Source organism: Tenacibaculum sp. SG-28, from assembly GCF_002954385.1.
In the GTDB taxonomy this organism is placed as follows: domain Bacteria; phylum Bacteroidota; class Bacteroidia; order Flavobacteriales; family Flavobacteriaceae; genus Polaribacter.
On the sequence record NZ_MQVY01000003.1, the window covers coordinates 316,800 to 336,427 of the forward strand.

Consider the following 19,628-nt stretch of genomic DNA (forward strand, 5'->3'; position numbering starts at 1 on the left):
GAAGGCGGGACTTGAACCCGCACGGGCATTACGGCCCATTGGATTTTAAGTCCAACGTGTCTACCAATTCCACCACTTCAGCGTAATCTCTTTTTGAAAGAGCTTCAGAGCGAAAGACGGGATTTGAACCCGCGACCCTCACCTTGGCAAGGTGATGCTCTACCCCTGAGCTACTTTCGCATAATCTATTTTTTAAAGAACGTGCATCACTAATAATGCGGGTGCAAATATAACACCATTTTTTTAAATACAAAGGGGATTTTTATTTTTTTCATTTAATATCAAAAATTATGGTTCTTAATGCAGAAAGAAATATCTTTGCAAAAAATTATTTAATTAGTAGTGAGCGCCGTTTCATCCATTCCATACAAAAGCTTTGTAAAATCGTTATTTACAGATTTCAAGCAATTAACAAAAGTTGGATTATCCGTAAGCGTTGTGATAACTTCTATTACTGGATACTTGCTAGGAACAGAAGAGGTTAATTACATAACAATCCTACTATTATCGATAGGCGGCTACTTCATGGTAGGAGCTTCCAATGCCTTCAATCAAATAATCGAGAAAAACACCGATGCTTTAATGCAACGCACGAAAAATCGACCGCTTCCTGCGGGGAGAATGAGCAGTCCTGCGGCAATGCTAATAGCAAGTGTTTTTACTGTACTCGGTATCGGGATTTTGTACGCTATTGATCCTAAATGTGCTTTATTTGGAGCCGTTTCTATTTTCCTATATACCTGTGCTTACACGCCACTCAAAACAGTAACACCTTTAGCAGTATTCGTCGGTGCAATTCCAGGAGCGATTCCATTTATGTTAGGTTGGGTAGCAGCCACAGGAAATTTCGGTATCGAAGCAGGGTTTTTATTTATGATCCAATTCTTTTGGCAGTTCCCTCATTTTTGGGCCATTGGTTGGTTGCAATTTGAGGAGTATAACAAAGCAGGATTGCACATGTTACCCATGGACAGAAAAGATAAGGGAGCAGTAATCCAAATCATTTTTTACACCTGTGTTATGATTTTGATGTCTATAGCTCCAGTATTACATGTAACCGGAACTTTTTACATTTACCCCTTTACCGCAGTGGTAATATTTTTACTAGGGCTATTAATGCTCTATTTCGGATATGCCCTATTGCAATCGCAAGACAACAGGGATGCAAGAAAATTAATGTTGGCAAGTGTGTTTTACATAACCGTAGTGCCAATACTATATGTAGTTGATAAATTTTTACATTAATGAACGAACAAGAACAAACAAACGCACACAGAATTAAAGTAGACCAAGAATTAGTAGTTGCAAAAAGAAAATCTGCAAAGCCAATGCTTTGGGTAGCAATGGTTAGTATGGTAATGTTTTTTGCAGGACTTACTAGTGCTTATGTGGTAAGTATGAAAAGAGAAGACTGGGTAAGTTTTGATTTACCACAAGCTTTTTACATCAGTACTTTTTTAATTGTTTTAAGTAGCATCACCTTATTCTTCTCCCAACGAGAATTAAAAAAAGACCAAATAGGAAAATCCTTTGGGCTGTTAGTCGTGACATTGCTACTTGGAATTGGATTTATTATCTATCAATATATTGGATTTAATCAGTTAAGAGATTTAGGATTATATTTCACCGGCCCAGAAAGTACCGTCTCTACTTCCTTTATAATTGGAATAACATTCATGCACGTTTTACACCTAATTGCAGGGATAATCGTGCTTTTAGTTGTTATTTATAATCATTATAAAAAGAAGTATTCATCAAGGGATATGCTTGGGTTTGAACTTGGTGCCATTTTCTGGCATTTTGTAGATGTTTTATGGATTTATCTATTTTTCTTTTTCTATTTTATCAAGTGATGAAAATTGCGTAATTTTGGCGCACTATTGTAACAAAAATTAACAAAATAGTATTTATGGAAGCAAACATTGCTGTAAATTCTGACAAAAAAGAAACCTGGAGTGGAGGTGGCGCAAAGCCATTTGGAGCTAGCTATGGTAAAATGATGATGTGGTTTTTTATCCTTTCGGATGCACTAACCTTTTCTGGATTCTTAGCAGCCTATGGTTTAACACGATTTAAATTTATTGATTCATGCCGATTGCCGATGAAGTTTTTACGCACATACCATTTTTTCATGGTAATTATCCAATGATTTATGTAGCGTTCATGACTTTTGTGTTAATCGTTTCTTCGGTTACCATGGTATTAGCTGTAGACGCCGGACATCAGATGAAACAGAAAAAAGTAGCAGCGTATATGTTTGTTACCATCATCTTTGGTATCATTTTCGTAGGCTCACAAGCTTGGGAATGGAACACCTTTATCAATGGTTCTTATGGTGCTGTAAAAGGAGCTAACAACAAAATTTTACAGTTTGTTGAAAAAACAGACGATGGAGCTTACCATCAGATTGCTCTAGCTGATTTTGTTACCAATGAAAGAACAGATGTAAGAACACAACACGTTAAAGAAAATGGTTTATGGTTTGAAAAAGAACCTACCCAACCAACATACTCTATTGCACAGGTTCAAGAAGCTTTTAAAAATAGACCAGATCTATTGATTCGATCGGAAAGGCTAAACCCAGAAACGAAACAAAAAATTGTTCTTTCTAGAGAAGAAAGTATTGCAAAATTAGCAACCGCTACTAAGGTAGTAGAGGGAGCAAACTTGATCGAAAACGAATACGGAAATCCAATATTTGCTGATTTCTTCTTCTTTATTACCGGATTTCACGGTTTCCACGTATTTTCAGGAATTGTTTTTAACATTATCATTTTCTTCAATATTGTATTAGGTACGTACGAAAAACGAGGACACTACGAAATGGTGGAGAAAGTTGGTTTATACTGGCACTTTGTAGATTTAGTTTGGGTTTTTGTATTCACATTCTTCTACCTAGTTTAATTTTATAAAAATATTACAAAATGGGAAGTCATTCACACGAATCAAGTAAGAAAAGAATCTGGATAGTTTTAGCAATATTAACTGTTATAACTGCGGTAGAGGTTGTGTTAGGTATTTACAAACCACCTGTGTTATTTTTAAGTGGTTTTTTAGGAACTAGTTACTTAAACTGGATCTTTATTATTTTAACTATTGTCAAAGCGTATTACATTGCTTGGGCATTTATGCACTTAGAAGGCGAGAAAACATGGTTTAGACGCTCTATAGTCTGGACAGCAGTCTTCTTAATTTGTTATTTGGTAACATTAGTCTTAATTGAGGGAGGTTATCTATACGATACTTTAGCCCCCTTGGTTAAATGGTAAAATATATATAAGGTGGTGTTTAACCACCTTTTTTTGTCTTTAAAGGTAACCTTATGAGTAAAAAACAAAAATTTATTGTTCTGTTTGCACTGTTTATCGTGCCACTACTTTTCTACATATTTCTACAATTAGGAACGCATAACTTTGGAAAGCTACCTGTGGTAGTAGAAAATATTTTAGACGTTTCTCATATTGACAAAAACTATTCCTTCGAAAATAAAGTTTCCGTCGTTCTATTTTTAGGGGATAACGTAACAAAAGCAGATGGGGAGTTATTCAATTTAAATGAAAAAGTGTACAAGAAGTTCTATGGCTATACCGACTTTCAATTAATTGCCTTAGTTGCCAAAGGACAAGAAGATGCCGTAGAAAAACTAAAGAAAAGAATGGCTATAAACACTAATTTGATCAAGTGGAATTTTATATTTTGTGAAAAGAAAGAATTGAGTGCCATTTTTGAAGGCTTAAAAACCACGTATAATTTAGATGCAAATTCACATTCATCCAAAGCCTTTATAATTGACAAAGAGGTAAATTTACGAAGAGGAAAGTCTACGATAAAAGCGCAAGAAAATGAAAAACTATTGGGCTACAATATGAAATCTATTTCAGAATTAAAAGATGACATGCACGACGATATCAAAGTAGTGCTGGCAGAATATAGTTTTGCTCTGAAAAAAAATTCGAGTGAAGACAGAAGAAAAGAAAGCATTTCCAATGAAAAAAAATAACTATTCCTATATAGGCATATCGTTTATCATTTTACTGTTTGGAATTTATGCCGTTCCCAAAATAGTAAAACACTTTACAAAGGCCAACTTACACACGTTTGCAAAAGTACCTGCATTTGAGTTTACCGATCAAAACGGAACAACTATTACCAACAAAGATTACGAAGGAAAAGTATACGTGGTAGAATTTTTCTTTACCACATGCCCAACGATATGCCCCATTATGAATAAAAAAATGGTAGAAATTCAGAATGAATTTTTAGGAAATCCAAATTTTGGAATCGCTTCGTTTTCCATTACTCCTGAAATCGACACTCCAGAAATCTTAAAGGAATATGCTACTCAATTCGGAATACACCATAAAAACTGGCATTTATTAACCGGAAAACCAGATGCTGTAGTTTATAAATTATCCAATGAAGGTTTTAAACTATTTGCTGGAAAAGGAGAGGAAAATCACGGTGGATTTGAACATTCAGGATTATTTGCTTTGGTAGACAAGAATGGTTTCATTCGATCGCGATACGACGATTATGGAAACCCAATCATGTATTATCGGGCACTTGAAGAACATGAATTTGAAAATCAAATTACAGAATTAAAACAAGATATTAAATTGTTGCTAAATGAGTAATATAATTCGTAACGAAAAAACATATAAAAAATTAATCACAGTAGTATCTATTGTTATACCAATAGCGGTTGCCGCATTATTTGCAATCCGAATACCTAACGTAGAACCACTATCCTTTTTGCCACCTATTTATGCAAGCATAAATGGACTCACTGCAATTCTTTTGGTCGCTGCTGTAATTGCCATTAAAAAAGGAAACAGAAAACTACACGAGCAATTAAATACTACTGCAATAATTTGCTCTGCCTTATTTCTGGTGATGTATGTTGCCTACCACATGACTTCAGACTCTACCAAGTTTGGAGGAGAAGGGCTTGTTAAATATGTGTACTTGTTCATTTTAATTACCCATATCCTTCTATCTATAGTAATCATACCATTTGTATTAATTACCTATTTAAGAGCAAAACTTGGTAAGTTTCAAGAACACAAAAAAATCGCAAAAATAACATTTCCCTTATGGTTATATGTTGCAGTGACCGGAGTAATAGTATATTTAATGATATCTCCATATTATGCATAAATTTAAAACAATACATACTGTTGTCCTATTTTTTTTATCCCAAGTAATCACTGCTCAATGCGCAATGTGCAAAGCAGTTGTAGAGGGAGGAGAGGTAGATATGGCGGAAGGTGTAAATAACGGCATAACCTATCTTATGATTTTCCCGTATATTTTGGTAGGAATTTTATTCTATTACATATACAAAAATAGAATGAAAAGCAAGGTTTAAAAATTTACAGTAAATTATTGTAACAAATTTACTTTTCGTACGTCATACATACGAGCAAAGTAAATTAGATGCTCCTAAACTGAACGTGTATTAGGGGAATCTGCAAACATTTCAAATATAAAGTTTCATAAAGATGTTGCGATGCAACACTTTTGTCACTGCATTTCTTTGGTATGTTAATTGTAAAACTAAGTAAACAAAAAATACAAATCTTGAAAACTAAAATTTTAGTACTAGCGGGGTTAATGCTATCCCTTAGCACTTTTTCACAAAAAAAATGGACTCTTAAAGAATGTGTAGACTACGCACTCGAGAATAACATTACCGTTAAGCAAAACAAATTAAATATAGACCTAGCTAAGAAGGATGTAGAAATTGCAGAAGGTAATTTTTTACCCAATTTAAATGCCTCTTCTTCAGGAACGTTTAGCTCTGGTTTATCGCAAGATAGAACTGGTATTTTAAGAAATACACAAAACTTTAATTCTTCTTTCGGTTTGTCTGGTGTTGGCTCTATTTTTAATGGATTTAGAAATAGAAATACGAAAAATCTTGCAGAACTCAATGTAAAAGGTTCGGAATTGGATTTGAATATCATTGAAAATGATATCTCGTTAAACATTGTAAATACCTACTTGAATGTTTTATTCGCCAAGGAAAATTTAGCAGTGGCGAGAACTCAAGCTGAAATTAGCACCAAACAAATTGAAAGAGCAAAAGCGCAATTTGAGGCAGGGGCAATTCCTAAAGGAGATTTACTAAATGTAGAATCTACTGCGGCTAACGATAACCAAAATGTAATCATTCAAGAAAACACATTAAATATTGCACTTCTTCGGTTAGCACAGTTTTTACAAATTTCTAACGAAGGATTTGATGTAGACACTATTGCTATTGGTTCTCCTTCTGCAGCACTTCTCTATGATAGCGCAGACGAAGTCTATACCAAGGCATTAACCTATCGTCCTGAAATAGGAAGAGCAATGTTAAATGTAGAAAATGCAGATTTAAATATTGAATTGGAAAAAGGAAATTACCTTCCTTCTCTGTCGTACTCACTTGGCGCTGGTACTTCTTACTTTCACCAATTCAACAACATTATTGTACCGAACGATAATTTCTTCTCACAAATTAATGATAGAATTCGTTATAATGCAGGACTATCTTTGAACATTCCGATTTTTAATAGATTTCAAACGAAGAATAGAGTTGCAAAGTCTAGAATTAATAAAATGAACACTGAACTCGCCTTAGAGAATCAGAAATTACAATTACAACAAGAAATAGAACAAGCATTCTTAGACGCTAAAGCGGCAGCAAAAACCTATGAAGCTGCGAACATATCCCTCGCAGCGCAAAAGGAAGCTTTTAAAAATGCACAGGTAAGTTACAATTACGGAACAATGACGCAATTCGACTTTGACCAAGTACGAAATCGTTTGGTAAATGCCGAGAGTACCATGATAAGATCTAAATACGATTATATTTTCAGAACTAAAGTTCTTAAATTTTATTACGGAGAATCTATAGTAGACTAAGGCATATCCCGATCAAGAAACAGTATACCTTACCACTATTGGTAAGTTTTTTTTAAATGTATCTTTACGCTTTAAAAAACCGTAAATGTGGCAACCATACTTAATATAGAAACAGCGACAAAAAATTGCTCTGTGAGCATAGCAAAAAACGGAGAAATCCTTGCTAGTAGAGAACTAAATGATGGTAATTATTCCCATGCAGAAAAACTACACGTATTTATACAAGAACTATTAGCGTCTATACCTAGCGAATCGAATACCATTGATGCTGTAGCAGTAAGTAAAGGACCAGGATCCTACACCGGATTACGTATTGGTGTATCGGCAGCAAAAGGTTTTTGCTACAGTAGAAATATACCTCTAATCGCCATTGAAACTCTGGCGTCTTTAGCTAGAAATATTTCCATTAATGAAGGATATATCGTACCAATGCTAGATGCTAGAAGGATGGAAGTATACGCCACGGTGTATGACAAAAATTACACGCAAAAAAGAAGTATTGCCGCAGAAATCATCGATTCCAATTCCTATGCTGCGTTTTTAAATGATAAACCAGTTTATTTTTTAGGAGATGGCGCAGAGAAATGTAAAACAGTACTGATGCATCCCAATGCTAAATTTATAGAAAACAAATTTCCTTCGTCTATACAAATGGCTGCTTTAAGCTATGAAAAGTACAAAAAAAGCGACTTTGTAAATGTCGCTTATTTTGAACCTTTTTATTTGAAAGATTTTATCGTTACTCCTCAAAAAAAGAATTAACTTTCCTTTTGAATCTCTACAGAATGTGGATATGGAATTTCGATTCCGGCCTTGTCTAATTCTAACTTTACCGTTTCGATAATTTCAAAATGAACCGCCCAAAAATCTTCGGTTTTGGTCCATGGTCTTACAGAAAAGTTTACCGAGCTTTCTGCCAATTCCGATACAAATACAGAAGGAGCAGGATCACTCAATACTTTTGGATTAGCGGTAAGAATATTCATAAAAATTTCTTTGGTTTGTTTGATATCGGCATCGTAAGACACCCCAAAAGTAAGATTATCCCTAAGCTTCCCCTCAACGGTATAATTGATGATATTTCCATTGGATAATGCACCATTCGGCACTATAGCTAAACGGTTTTCAGGTGTATTAAGGTGCGTAGTGAAAATTTGAATTTCTTTAACCACTCCAGTAACGCCTTGCGCTTCAATTAAATCACCAACCTTGTAGGGTTTAAAAATCATGATTAGCGCTCCTCCAGCAAAATTAGATAACGACCCCTGTAATGCTAAACCAATAGCAAGACCAGCAGCACCAATAATAGCAGCAAAAGTAGTGGTTTCTACACCTAACTTAGAGGCAACAGTAACAAATAATAAAACTTTAAGCACCCAACTAGTTAGGTCTGTAATGAATTTCTGTAGTGTAATTTCTACATCTTGTTTTATCATTATTTTTTTTGTGGTCTTGACGATGAGTTTAATCAAGAACAAACCGATTAACAGAATAGCAATTGCAGTTGCTAACTTCGGCGCATAATCAAATAGCAACACTTTTAATTTTTCAACATAATTTTCCATGTAGTAATAATTTAGATTTGAGGCAAAAATAAAGATGATTTTTAGTTTCTTAAAATCAAAGTACATAAATTTAAACAATTAGCATTAATTAAGATATGTAGTACTGTAAAAGTGCAGCATTTTGCTTGCAAATAATCGTTCTACAAGAAAAAAAATATGAAAACGCTATTCTAAACCAACAATTAAATATCTGAAAAAGAAGGGAAAAACACCTAATGTTAATTTAATGTTATCAAAGTGTTGTTTATTTGTAAAATAATCTTTAGATTTGTAATGTTAGTGTTAATTAAAAACCTTAGATATGAGAAAAATAGCTGTTTTAGCCTGTATGATAGTGGCATTTACCATGCAAGCACAAGTAGAGCCTACGTATGAGAGAGAGAATGACAAAGTTAAAGTAACCTATTATTACGAAGACGGGGCTATTAAGGAACAAGGCTTTTTTAAAGATAAAAAGTTAGATGGCACTTGGATTACATATGACCAAAAAGGAAACAAGACTGCGATAGCGCACTATGCTTCTGGTAATAAGGTTGGCAAATGGTTTATATGGAGTCCTAATGGTTTAAAAGAAATTGATTATAATAACAATACTATTGCCAGTGTACAAACCTGGAAAGAAGAAACCAAGATTGCGGTAAAGTAATCTGTCCAAAAATAATATTTATCGTAAAGCTGAAGACCTTGTCTTCGGCTTTATTTTCTTCCAAAATCTGCAGGAATTTCACCCCAAACTTTAGTTTGCCACTTTTTTATAATTGTTGTGTACGTATTTTTTTCAAGCCAGGTTTCGGCCCTCTTTATCAATTCGAGTATTTCCCTATTAGAATAATCAAAATTAATTTTTGTATTACACCGCTTTTTTTGCACCCATCCCATGGCTATTTTTGAGTCGGAGTATAGAATTACATTTTGTTTATTTTTTGACTTTAACAGTGCCAAAGCGTGCACAAGAGCCAAAAATTCTCCGATATTATTGGTTCCGTTTGGAAAAGGTCCCATTCTAAAAATTTCCTTTTTATCGCGTGTAAAAACTCCCCTGTATTCCATTACCCCGGGATTACCTGCACATGCAGCATCAACAGCAATACTCTCTATAATTGGTGTGCCATATTTTTCGAGAGCTTTCTTGGAAATAACGCTTTTAGTTGTGTCCAAACCTATATATCTTTGAAAGACTTTTGCAAGGCTTCCTCTGCATCAATTTTATTGGCAAAAGATTTATATTTCGCTCCTTCAAACCCAACTACTTGCTTTTTACAGCTAGCCCAATTATCAAAGACACCTTTAGTACGACCTTCCCAAACTACATAATATTTTTTAGCCTTTCCCATAGGTACGAATTGTATCACCAATAACTTTCGGAAAATGAAGATACTCCAATGCATGCACTTTTTCAGCAATGGTTTCCGGTGTATCCGAGGCGAGCAAATCTACTTTTGCTTGGAATATAATAGCCCCTTCGTCATACTTCTCGTTAACATAGTGAACGGTAATGCCAGTTTCTAATTCACGATGCATTTTTACTGCTTTATGAACGTGTTTTCCATACATTCCTTTTCCGCCGTATTTTGGTAAAAGCGCTGGATGAATATTTAAAATTTTATTAGGAAATGCATGCACAATTTTCTCAGGAATTTTCCATAAAAACCCAGCTAAAACAATAAAATCAGCTTCTTCTTGTAAAAAATGTAAAACGGTATCGTCTACTGCAAAACTCTCCTTGTCTATTAAAGAAGCGTCAATATTTAAGCGATCACATCGATCAAAGACCTTGGCTTTTGGGTTATTACAGAGTAGATGTACGACTTTTATGTCTGCTGCTTTTTCGAAATACCGAATAATATTCTCAGCATTACTACCAGAGCCAGAAGCAAATATTACGATACGTTTCATATAAATCGTGTTAGTTTAAGAGTACAAAAGAAAGAATAATTATTAACAATAACGGGCTATTGGAGAAAGATTAAACAATTTTTTTTATTTTAGACGTCACATTTTCGGACAAAAATTAGAATTAAACTTTAAGATTTGTATTTTTGCCCCGATTTTAAATTTTAAAACTTATAAAATTATGTCAGACATTGCATCAAGAGTAAAAGCAATTATCGTAGACAAGTTAGGAGTAGACGATAACGAAGTAACTAACGAAGCAAGCTTCACTAACGATTTAGGAGCAGATTCATTAGATACTGTTGAGTTAATTATGGAATTCGAAAAAGAATTTGATATTCAAATTCCAGACGACCAAGCTGAAAACATCGGAACAGTTGGTCAAGCTATAAGCTATATAGAAGACGCAAAAAAATAACAATTATATGCAATTAAAGCGAGTTGTAGTAACTGGACTTGGCGCATTAACGCCAATAGGAAACAATAAAGAAGAATATTGGAATAGCTTGGTTAACGGAGTTAGCGGAGCAGCGCCTATTACCTATTTTGATGCTGCCAAGTTCAAAACTCGTTTTGCATGTGAACTTAAAAATTTTAACGTGACGGATTTTATCCACCGAAAGGAGTCACGAAGAATGGATAGGTTTACCCAATATGCAATGATAGCTTCAGATGAAGCTATTGCAGATGCCAATATTAATTTTGATGCGGTAAACAAACTGCGTGTTGGCGTAATTTGGGGAGCAGGTATTGGAGGCTTAGAAACATTTCAAGACGAAGTTCTGAACTTTGCTGCAGGAGATGGGACACCCAAATTCAACCCTTTCTTTATCCCTAAAATGATAGCGGATATTGCCCCAGGGCATATCTCTATGAAAAATGGGTTCATGGGACCAAACTACACTACCGTTTCCGCTTGCGCGTCTTCCGCCAATGCAATGATTGATGCATTAAACTATATTCGTTTAGGGCATTGCGATATTATTGTTACAGGTGGTAGCGAAGCTGCAGTTACTAAAGCAGGAGTTGGAGGTTTTAATGCCATGCATGCTTTATCTACCAGAAACGATCATCCAGAAAGTGCTTCAAGACCATTTGATGCAGAGCGAGATGGTTTTGTATTAGGTGAAGGAGCCGGAGCTATTATCCTGGAAGAATACGAACACGCCAAGGCTAGAGGCGCAAAAATATATGCCGAAGTCGTAGGAGGCGGACTATCTTCAGACGCCCACCACATGACTGCACCGCACCCAGAGGGTATTGGTGTAATTGCAGTAATGAAAAACTGTTTAGAAAATGCCGGACTACAACCAGAGGACGTAGATCATATCAATACGCATGGAACATCTACTCCACTAGGAGATGTGGCAGAATTAAAAGCGATTTCTGAAGTTTTTGGTGAACACGCCAAATCGATTAACATAAACTCTACGAAATCGATGACAGGCCACCTTTTAGGTGCAGCTGGTGCGATAGAGGCCATCGCTTCTATATTGGCAATGGAACACGGTGTAATCCCACCAACTATCAATCACAGTGTGAAAGACGAAAATATTAATTCGTCCTTAAATTTAACGCTTAACAAGGCACAAAAAAGAGATATTAAGGTTGCAATGAGCAATACTTTCGGCTTTGGAGGGCATAATGCATGTGTAGCTTTTAAGAAACTAGATTAGAGCATATGAATTTCTTACGTAGAATAGTTAAACCCCAAAGTAAAGAGGATGAAAACTTTTACTACGACTTAAAGGAATTACTAAACTTTAAACCCATAAACCTCAACCATTACAAAAAAGCCTTTACGCACAGATCTCTCAAACTTAAAGATAAAAAAGGGAATCCTATTAATTACGAGCGATTGGAGTTTTTAGGAGATGCTATATTAGGATCGGTTATTGCTTCTTACCTCTACAAAAAAGTACCAGAAGGAGATGAAGGTTACTTAACGCAAATGCGTTCTAAAGTAGTTAGCCGCGAGCACTTAAATACCCTAGGGCAAGATTTAGATCTTATTCGTTTTGTAAAAAGTAATATTACGAGTAACCAAATTAGCGTAAACTTATACGGTAATATATTCGAAGCTCTTATTGGCGCTATTTACCTAGACAGAGGCTACAATTATTGCCATCAATTTATCTACGAACAAGTAGTGCTTCCATACGTAAACATCGAGCGTTTGGAGGGGAAAATCTCCAGTTACAAAGGGTATATTATCGAGTGGTGCCAAAAAAACAAAAAGCAATACAGCTTTGATTCTTACGAAGATAGCGGCAATCAAAGCAATAAACACTTTAGTGTTCGACTAAAAATTGACGGCACTATGATTGCCAAAGGTCGCGCAACTTCTAAGAAAAAAGCAGAAGAAATTGCTGCGAAGCGTGTGTACTATGCAATGCAAGATAAAATGAAAAATTCTTGAGCTAATTTCGAAAACCTTTTCGTTAATTTCACATTACATTCTAAGCACTTTTAGTACCTTAGCAAAAACAACTAGTACTATTTTATGCCTGTATATGAGTTAGACTTTAACGATATGGAAACTAATGCATATGCCTTAATAGGAATCCATTCAGCACTAACAGACTATAAACTAGCATATTTACTAAATGCAACAGTAGGTACCCTTTTTAAAAAAGCTACGTATTGCTTGGATATTACGACAAAAAAGAATAAAACTTCTTACCCAGTGTTTGAATATTTCAATCCGGAGTACAGTGCTTTTTTAATTAGTAATGTACACAAGAACAATATAACAGTAAATGGTATCGGCTTGTTTAGTGAAAACACAATGTACTCTTATTTAATACCAGAGCAAAAAAAGTAGACTACTTTTTAAAAATTGAAGGCGATATGAAGAACGATTTTATTTCGGATACTATTCGTAAAATCAATAAAATTTCGCAAGTATTAACCTCCTATAAAATAGAAGTTGCTAGCTTAAAATCTAAAGACTTTTTAATTTTTTAACTTATGTCACGAAACAATAAAACTAAAATCGTAGCAACCTTAGGTCCCGCAACAAACTCTAAAGAAGTTTTAAAAGAGTTAGCAGACCAAGGTGTAAACGTTTTTAGAATAAACTTTTCACATGCAGATTATGATACGGTGAAAACGCGCATACAGCAAATTAGAGAAATCAATGAAGAAAACGATTATAACATAGCGATACTGGCAGATCTTCAGGGGCCAAAATTACGCGTTGGTGTTATGGAAGATGATGTTGTACTGGAAGAAGGTGCCACGTTCCATTTTACAGCAGAAGAATGTATCGGAACTAAAGAAAAAGCCTACATGACCTACAAGCGCTTTCCAAAAGACGTCAACGTTGGAGAACAAATACTCGTAGACGATGGAAAACTATTAATGGAAGTTATTGCTACCGATAGAAATAGTCTTGTAGAAGTTAAAGTTATAGTAGGAGGACCTTTAAAATCTAAAAAAGGAGTAAATTTACCGAACACCAATATCTCTTTACCTGCACTTACCGATAAAGATAAAAAAGATGTTGTATTTGCCTTAGAGCAAGAAGTGGATTGGGTAGCACTTTCTTTTGTGAGAACACCGGAAGACTTGCGAATGTTGCGGGACTTAATAAAGCAAAAGTCACAATACAGAGTTCCTGTAATTGCCAAAATAGAAAAACCAGAAGCTGTAGAAAATATTGACGCCTTGATTCCGTACTGCGATGGCTTAATGGTCGCTCGTGGTGACTTGGGAGTTGAAATACCAATGCAAGATGTTCCTCTAATTCAAAAAGGTTTAGTTCAACGCGCTAAGCAAGCAAGAATCCCCGTAATCATCGCTACGCAAATGATGGAAACGATGATTGAGAATTCTGTTCCTACTAGAGCGGAAGTAAATGACGTTGCAAACTCCATTATGGACGGTGCGGATGCAGTAATGCTTTCCGGAGAAACCTCCGTTGGAAAGCACCCCGTTCGTGTTATTAAAAAAATGACTGAAATTATTCAAAGCGTAGAAAATTCAGATCTTATTAAAGTACCGCAAGAACCCCCGCATATTAGAACCAATCGATTTATCACAAAATCTGTGTGCCATCACGCCGCTTTAATGGCAGACGATATTAATGCCTCTGCAATATCCACCTTAACAAATAGTGGGTATACTGCATTTCAAATCTCTGCATGGCGTCCTAAAGCTCAGGTTTTAGCTTTTTCCTCGGAGAAGAGAATCTTAGGTAAGCTAAATTTACTTTGGGGAGTTAGGGCCTACTATTACGATAGAGAATTAAGCACCGATGCCACTATTGAGGATATCAATGAAATTGCAAAAGAAAAAGGTTTTGTGAAAAATGGCGATTTTCTAATTAATCTTTCCTCTATGCCTGTAAAAGCAAAAGGAATGGTAAATACCTTACGAGTATCACAAATTGAATAAGTAAACTACGAATATATAAAACTACCATATGTTGTTGCATATGGTAGTTTTTTTATGTAGTTCCACAAATACTGTACATCTACTTATTTTTTAGTAGGGCGAAAACTAGGTAGTTTGTAAACCAGCATAATTCCACCGCGATAAGGAATCCACTCACCACTTTTATTAAAGGGTCTATTATTATCTTCAGGGGTCACATCTACGCGTTCACCCGTTACATTATCATAAGCGCGATAACGAGCTTGCGAACTTCCACCTCCCAAGAAAACCTCCAAGGCCCAACGATCGCTTAGCTCAATTTTATACCCAATAGTAGCACCTAAGTAAATATTTTGCCCAGACTGGTAAATAGTATTAGGATAGCCGTACTTGGTTAAGGTAAACATTCCGAAACCTACATGCCCTCCAATAAAAAAACCGCGCATATTAGGCTTAAAATAATGGCGGTATTCAGGAAAAACCTGCACCACATGAAAGGGGCTACCATCTATAGAGTCCCAAAAAGAACCTAAAACATCTAACTGGAAACTACTTTTATCACCTATTTGCAATTCTATTCCAATATTGGGAATTAATGCGGGTAATGTTACCGCATTGAGTTTAATTTCTGTTTGGGAAAACAGGGCCGTACTTAAAAAAAGTACGAAAAGGGGGATTACTTTTTTCATATGGTATTAATTAAGACGCAAATATGCGAAAAGAAACTAAAGAAGCCATTACATAAAAGATCTAATTTATTTTTTTAACATACATCCTAAAGTTAGGCCATAGAACAGTAGTAAAATTCAAAAAAACCATCTGTATTTCGCACAGATGGTCTTTGTATTGCTTTGTATTGCTATGAACTAAGTAACTAATTACAAGGGTAATTTTTTAGAAGTTATTATAGCGTCATTGATCACAAAAGGCATTGGCATCATCGTTTCTTCCCTTGGTGTTAATTTGAATTTTGGATTGGATAATAAATCATAAGATATTTCACTAATAGACAGCTCAAGCGGACTCTCTTCTGCTGTAGAAAACTCAATTACAACCCCCGTATCGGAGTTTGCCATCTGATACGAAAGTAAAACTCCCTTATTCGCCTCAAAGGAAACCCCATTCTCATAGGACTCTCCATTAATAGATAATTTCGAAATGATAACTGGTGAAGCAGAATACAATTCGTATTTACGAACGTTTCGTTTAGGCGCTATAAAAAACTTTAGATTTCGTGTACCTTGTATTACCGTATCTTTAAGAACAGTGACCGCAGAAGAAGGAATGTTTCTTGACGCTGTTTTTTTATAGTATTTGTATTTGGTTTTATATTTACTCTTTCCGGAAGTTTCAGAAATATTACCCGTTTCGTAATCGGAAGTAAAAACTTGCTTTGTATATGCATCCAATACATTATCGTAGGTAGCGAAGTAGGCGGTATTGGTGTCTTCATTTTGAATATAAACAAGACTATTTGATTTTTTGTTGTCTTTCGTAAAACCACTATTAAATGCCGCTATCCCGAAAAATACTAGAGTCAGAATACCAGTAAAAATTTGCCAAGCACTCTTTTCCTTATGCTTTATAAAAACAGGAATAAGTAGGCCAAAAGTTAGGGTAATGAAAATAGCAGATATAAAGGACATCTTAAGCCCAAGTGCTATTGGAAAAAGACTAACCATCGGTGCAATAATATAAATGGTAGGAATGGAGATAATTGCGTATAATAATGCCTTGGATTTTTCGCGAAAATTTCGAAATATTTCCATCGCTAAAATGATAAGTGCTATAAAAACAGGAATAATCATAAAGGCAGCCCCTGGTAAGTAAAACGCAAAAAACGCATTCAATAGAACCGTAAAAATCAGTGGTGCAATACACAGATCTATTGGTTTTACCTCTTTAAAGTAAGCGTATACTTTCAAAAGTATCCAAATACTTAAAAAACTAAAGGCAGCAATGTAATAATGTCCGTTATAGGTAAAACCGTGCAACATATCTTGGTAGTGTGGATGCGCCACCAAGAGAAGTTTCCATACCACATAACAAGCACCTGCCGAAAGAACTAACCCCATAAAAAAGGGAACAAAACCTTTACCAATTCCTTTAACGGAAAGTTTTCTTCGTTGTATACCCATAATTATCAGTACTATCAATAAGATCCCTGCAACTACTAACATTGGAAAAATCCAGGTAAAAGGATAGGTTATCATTTTAAATACAGGAAAATTAACAAATACCAAATCTTCCTCACTATCCAAAGTAGATAAGTCTTGATAAGCAAAATAATCTAAGGTATTGGTGAGGTAATCAGCTTGGTGTAATAACGAACTGCGATCTAATCTCTCAAATGAATCTTGTTGGGTATGGTAATCGAAGTGGTCATCGATAAATGCAAAATTAAAACCATTGATATTTCCCGCCTCTCTAAATACAGTTAGGTCTGTATCGTTGGGTAATTTTTTATACACGCTATACATTAAAGAACTCGCTGCTGGGAAATTAGTTCCTGCCTCGAGAAAAGCGGTAACAAGATTTTTGTTTTTACCATTTGTTTCCAACAACATATAACTAGACCCTCCACTTCCTCTAGCTTCAAAATTAAGAACCAAACCAATATTTTTAGCCCAAGGATGATGCTTTACAAAAGCCTGAGCTCCAAGCAGCCCCAACTCTTCTGCATCTGAAAAAAGGATAATTATATCATTTTCTGGTTTCTTATTTTTTGCCAGAAAAGCACGAACAGATTCTAAAATAGTAACGATACCAGAACCCGCATCACTGGCACCATTGGAAGAATGTGGGCTCGAATCATAGTGACTTAACAGAAGTAAGGCTTTCCTATTTGGATTTGTTCCCGCAATTCTAGCGATTATGTTTTCTGCAGTAGTAGCAGCCTTCCATTTTTTATTGATTGCTGTTTGCTGTTGAATCTCTGGGGCTAGCCCTAACTTTTTGAGTTCGTTGTAAAGGTAATTTTGTACCAATTTGTGTTCTTTACTTCCTGTAAAGTGCGGCCTGTTAGAAATATTTTTTAAATGGTATAGCGCATTTTGTACAGAAAATATAGTGTCGGATACAACGACTTGATCTTGTTTATAAGTGGGTATACTATCCTTAAAACTCCAATATACGGTTATTATTACGACAAGTACAGCGGCTAGATTTATGCTTCGTTTCATTATAAGAATTTTGTACTGCTAAATGTACTAAAATATAAATTTATGTTCCACAACACATAAGTACTTAAAAATCAGTATATTTAGTATTCAAAACTTACACATATGGGAATTATTAACTTTCAAGGAAAGCGAACAAAATCGCAGCAAAAAGAGGCTACACCAATTTTAGTATCGGATTATATGAGTACAAAGATCATAACCTTTACAGAAGACCAACCTATTGAGGAGGTTATTGAGACCTTAATTAAACATAGAATTTCCGGAGGACCAGTGGTCAACGATGCTAACGAACTTATAGGAATTATTTCTGAGGGAGATTGTATTCAACAAATTTCCGAAAGCAGATACTATAACTTACCAATTAGCAAAAAAAATACAGTAGGCAAAGCAATGGTAAAAAAAGTAGAAACCATCAACGCCGACATGAATATATTTGATGCTGCCAAACAATTTTTAACGTCAAAAAGAAGAAGGTTTCCAATTTTAAAAAATGGAAAGTTGATTGGCCTTATCAGTCAAAAAGATGTATTAAAAGCTGCTGTGCAACTCAAGGGAAGCACTTGGAAGTAAAACAGAAACGCTCCTATTCTACTATATTCTGTAAAATAATCGTTGTGCTTTAGCGATAGAACCCTGCCTACTCTTGCTTTACAAGTAAAAACCAATCCTTGCTTAGCTCTAAATACCCCTGGGTATAGACGTAGAAGTATATTTTACCAGACTTAGTTTTATACATGGTCGTTATTAGGGTAAAATCAAACCCTCTGTCTAGTAATTTTCGCCTTGAAATCTTTGTTTTACCAGAGGTATTACAATCGGATAAAATTTTAAAATTCTTTCGAAGGCGATTGTTCGTGTTGCGAAGGATTTGTTTTGTTTCTTTGTTAATAAAGTTATGGAAGAAATTTCGGCAATAATCGGAACAAAACTTTTTATCCGACCTGCCTTGGATGCCAATACCACATTGCAAACACTTCTTAGACTGTCTCATAATCAATTTTTTAGACAAATATAGTAATGTAAGTGGCAATGAACTACACACATATCTATTTACAAACGACTACATTCGTTTACATACGAAAACAAGCATTTAATAACCGAATAATTTTGTCCTCACCTAAGATATTTGCTTGGTAAGCCAATAACATAATCGTAGGCAATTAAACCATAAAAACAATTACTATGAACGCACTTAAAAACAAAGTACAATTAATAGGAAATCTAGGAAATACCCCGGAGGTAACTATTCTTGAAAGTGGAAAAAAGGTAGCGAAATTCTCTATCGCGACTAATGAAACCTATACCAATGCCAAAGGTGAGAAAATTACGAATACCGAATGGCATCAAATCATCGCTTGGAATAAAACTGCTGACATAATTGAGCAGTTTCTACAAAAAGGAAGCGAGGCCATCGTTGAAGGAAAATTAACGACGAGATCCTACACCGACAGTAATGCACAAAAGCGCTATTTTACAGAAATAATCTGCTCTGAAATACTGGTTTTAGGAAATAAATAAAACGTAAAAAATACGCTAGAGAAAAGAAAAGAATAGTTTCACCGCTATTGTTTTTCTCCTTTAGAGCACTTAGAATTCAAAAAATACAGCAGTATGTTTTACTAAAATTCAGTAAGTTTGTAAGAACTATTTTGAAAAACTACAAAACACATATTGCTCAATTTTTACTAGTGCTTTTTGCAAGTGT

The 19,628-nt window shown here is 35.0% G+C and carries 21 protein-coding genes, 1 tRNA gene and 3 pseudogenes; 18 read left to right on the forward strand and 7 right to left on the reverse strand.

The window, feature by feature from the left end:
* Positions 1-108 precede the first annotated feature (108 nt).
* Positions 109-180, reverse strand: a tRNA-Gly gene (locus BSU00_RS09605).
* Between the two features lie 162 nt (positions 181-342).
* Between BSU00_RS09605 and cyoE the strand changes: the two genes are divergently transcribed.
* From cyoE to tsaB, 10 genes and pseudogenes are all read left to right on the forward strand, one after another.
* Positions 343-1,245 (forward strand): heme o synthase, encoded by a 903-nt coding sequence (gene cyoE, locus BSU00_RS09610; RefSeq protein WP_105004174.1) that lies wholly within the window; start codon positions 343-345, stop codon positions 1,243-1,245.
* Positions 1,245-1,853, forward strand: coding sequence for a cytochrome c oxidase subunit 3 (locus BSU00_RS09615; protein ID WP_105004175.1), 609 nt, complete (start codon positions 1,245-1,247; stop codon positions 1,851-1,853). Before cyoE ends, BSU00_RS09615 begins: the two co-directional genes overlap by 1 nt.
* Before the next feature lie 56 nt (positions 1,854-1,909).
* Positions 1,910-2,904 (forward strand): annotated as a pseudogene (locus BSU00_RS09620) (cytochrome c oxidase subunit 3).
* 20 nt (positions 2,905-2,924) lie between these two features.
* Positions 2,925-3,269 carry a cytochrome C oxidase subunit IV family protein gene (locus BSU00_RS09625; protein WP_105004176.1) on the forward strand — a complete coding sequence of 115 codons (345 nt, stop codon included), beginning with the start codon at positions 2,925-2,927 and terminating at the stop codon, positions 3,267-3,269.
* A 53-nt stretch (positions 3,270-3,322) separates the two neighbouring features.
* On the forward strand, positions 3,323-4,000 hold the full coding sequence (locus BSU00_RS09630) for a hypothetical protein (protein ID WP_105004177.1): 678 nt from the start codon (positions 3,323-3,325) through the stop codon (positions 3,998-4,000).
* Positions 3,987-4,634: an SCO family protein gene (locus BSU00_RS09635; protein ID WP_105004238.1), complete on the forward strand. Its 648-nt coding sequence runs from the start codon at positions 3,987-3,989 to the stop codon at positions 4,632-4,634. The genes BSU00_RS09630 and BSU00_RS09635 overlap by 14 nt, the downstream gene beginning before the upstream one ends.
* Positions 4,627-5,157 (forward strand): DUF420 domain-containing protein, encoded by a 531-nt coding sequence (locus BSU00_RS09640; RefSeq protein WP_105004178.1) that lies wholly within the window; start codon positions 4,627-4,629, stop codon positions 5,155-5,157. Before BSU00_RS09635 ends, BSU00_RS09640 begins: the two co-directional genes overlap by 8 nt.
* Positions 5,158-5,221: 64 nt before the next feature.
* Positions 5,222-5,368, forward strand: coding sequence for a hypothetical protein (locus BSU00_RS09645; protein ID WP_369820316.1), 147 nt, complete (start codon positions 5,222-5,224; stop codon positions 5,366-5,368).
* A 212-nt stretch (positions 5,369-5,580) separates the two neighbouring features.
* The gene (locus BSU00_RS09650; protein WP_199176784.1) at positions 5,581-6,906 is read left to right on the forward strand and encodes a TolC family protein; all 1,326 of its coding nucleotides are present in this window, start codon (positions 5,581-5,583) and stop codon (positions 6,904-6,906) included.
* Positions 6,907-6,993: 87 nt separating this feature from the next.
* Positions 6,994-7,668: a tRNA (adenosine(37)-N6)-threonylcarbamoyltransferase complex dimerization subunit type 1 TsaB gene (tsaB, locus tag BSU00_RS09655; RefSeq protein ID WP_105004181.1), complete on the forward strand. Its 675-nt coding sequence runs from the start codon at positions 6,994-6,996 to the stop codon at positions 7,666-7,668.
* Here tsaB and BSU00_RS09660 read toward each other — a convergent pair.
* The gene (locus tag BSU00_RS09660) at positions 7,665-8,471 is read right to left on the reverse strand and encodes a mechanosensitive ion channel family protein (RefSeq protein ID WP_105004182.1); all 807 of its coding nucleotides are present in this window, start codon (positions 8,469-8,471) and stop codon (positions 7,665-7,667) included. The genes tsaB and BSU00_RS09660 overlap by 4 nt on opposite strands.
* 301 nt (positions 8,472-8,772) lie before the next feature.
* Between BSU00_RS09660 and BSU00_RS09665 the strand changes: the two genes are divergently transcribed.
* Positions 8,773-9,117, forward strand: a complete 345-nt coding sequence (locus BSU00_RS09665) for a toxin-antitoxin system YwqK family antitoxin (RefSeq protein WP_105004183.1) — start codon at positions 8,773-8,775, stop codon at positions 9,115-9,117.
* A gap of 50 nt (positions 9,118-9,167) precedes the next feature.
* Here BSU00_RS09665 and BSU00_RS09670 read toward each other — a convergent pair.
* Both BSU00_RS09670 and BSU00_RS09675 read right to left on the reverse strand, forming a co-directional pair.
* A pseudogene (locus tag BSU00_RS09670) lies at positions 9,168-9,805 on the reverse strand (viroplasmin family protein).
* Positions 9,792-10,367, reverse strand: coding sequence for a phosphoribosylglycinamide formyltransferase (locus tag BSU00_RS09675; protein ID WP_105004184.1), 576 nt, complete (start codon positions 10,365-10,367; stop codon positions 9,792-9,794). Before BSU00_RS09675 ends, BSU00_RS09670 begins: the two are co-directional and overlap by 14 nt.
* A gap of 178 nt (positions 10,368-10,545) precedes the next feature.
* Here BSU00_RS09675 and BSU00_RS09680 point away from each other — a divergent pair, with 178 nt between their 5' ends.
* The 5 genes and pseudogenes from BSU00_RS09680 to pyk all read left to right on the forward strand — a co-directional run bounded on the left by BSU00_RS09680 (position 10,546) and on the right by pyk (position 14,762).
* Positions 10,546-10,782, forward strand: a complete 237-nt coding sequence (locus BSU00_RS09680) for an acyl carrier protein (RefSeq protein ID WP_028891431.1) — start codon at positions 10,546-10,548, stop codon at positions 10,780-10,782.
* Positions 10,783-10,789: 7 nt separating this feature from the next.
* On the forward strand, positions 10,790-12,040 hold the full coding sequence (gene fabF, locus BSU00_RS09685) for a beta-ketoacyl-ACP synthase II (protein ID WP_105004185.1): 1,251 nt from the start codon (positions 10,790-10,792) through the stop codon (positions 12,038-12,040).
* 5 nt (positions 12,041-12,045) lie between these two features.
* Positions 12,046-12,783, forward strand: a complete 738-nt coding sequence (gene rnc / locus BSU00_RS09690) for a ribonuclease III (RefSeq protein WP_105004186.1) — start codon at positions 12,046-12,048, stop codon at positions 12,781-12,783.
* Between the two features lie 114 nt (positions 12,784-12,897).
* Positions 12,898-13,331: pseudogene (locus BSU00_RS09695) on the forward strand (IPExxxVDY family protein).
* A gap of 3 nt (positions 13,332-13,334) precedes the next feature.
* The gene (pyk, locus tag BSU00_RS09705) at positions 13,335-14,762 is read left to right on the forward strand and encodes a pyruvate kinase (protein WP_105004189.1); all 1,428 of its coding nucleotides are present in this window, start codon (positions 13,335-13,337) and stop codon (positions 14,760-14,762) included.
* Between the two features lie 83 nt (positions 14,763-14,845).
* On the opposite strand, the gene BSU00_RS09710 is transcribed toward pyk, so the two are convergent.
* On the reverse strand, positions 14,846-15,430 hold the full coding sequence (locus BSU00_RS09710; protein ID WP_105004190.1) for a DUF3575 domain-containing protein: 585 nt from the start codon (positions 15,428-15,430) through the stop codon (positions 14,846-14,848).
* 189 nt (positions 15,431-15,619) lie between these two features.
* Positions 15,620-17,923, reverse strand: a complete 2,304-nt coding sequence (locus tag BSU00_RS09715; protein WP_105004191.1) for a M20/M25/M40 family metallo-hydrolase — start codon at positions 17,921-17,923, stop codon at positions 15,620-15,622.
* A 102-nt stretch (positions 17,924-18,025) separates the two neighbouring features.
* Between BSU00_RS09715 and BSU00_RS09720 the strand changes: the two genes are divergently transcribed.
* Positions 18,026-18,493, forward strand: coding sequence for a CBS domain-containing protein (locus BSU00_RS09720; RefSeq protein WP_105004192.1), 468 nt, complete (start codon positions 18,026-18,028; stop codon positions 18,491-18,493).
* 67 nt (positions 18,494-18,560) lie between these two features.
* Here the strand turns inward: BSU00_RS09720 and BSU00_RS09725 are convergent, their stop codons facing one another.
* The gene (locus tag BSU00_RS09725; protein ID WP_105004193.1) at positions 18,561-18,914 is read right to left on the reverse strand and encodes a hypothetical protein; all 354 of its coding nucleotides are present in this window, start codon (positions 18,912-18,914) and stop codon (positions 18,561-18,563) included.
* Positions 18,915-19,105: 191 nt separating this feature from the next.
* Between BSU00_RS09725 and BSU00_RS09730 the strand changes: the two genes are divergently transcribed.
* The gene (locus BSU00_RS09730) at positions 19,106-19,441 is read left to right on the forward strand and encodes a single-stranded DNA-binding protein (RefSeq protein WP_105004194.1); all 336 of its coding nucleotides are present in this window, start codon (positions 19,106-19,108) and stop codon (positions 19,439-19,441) included.
* Positions 19,442-19,628 lie beyond the last annotated feature (187 nt).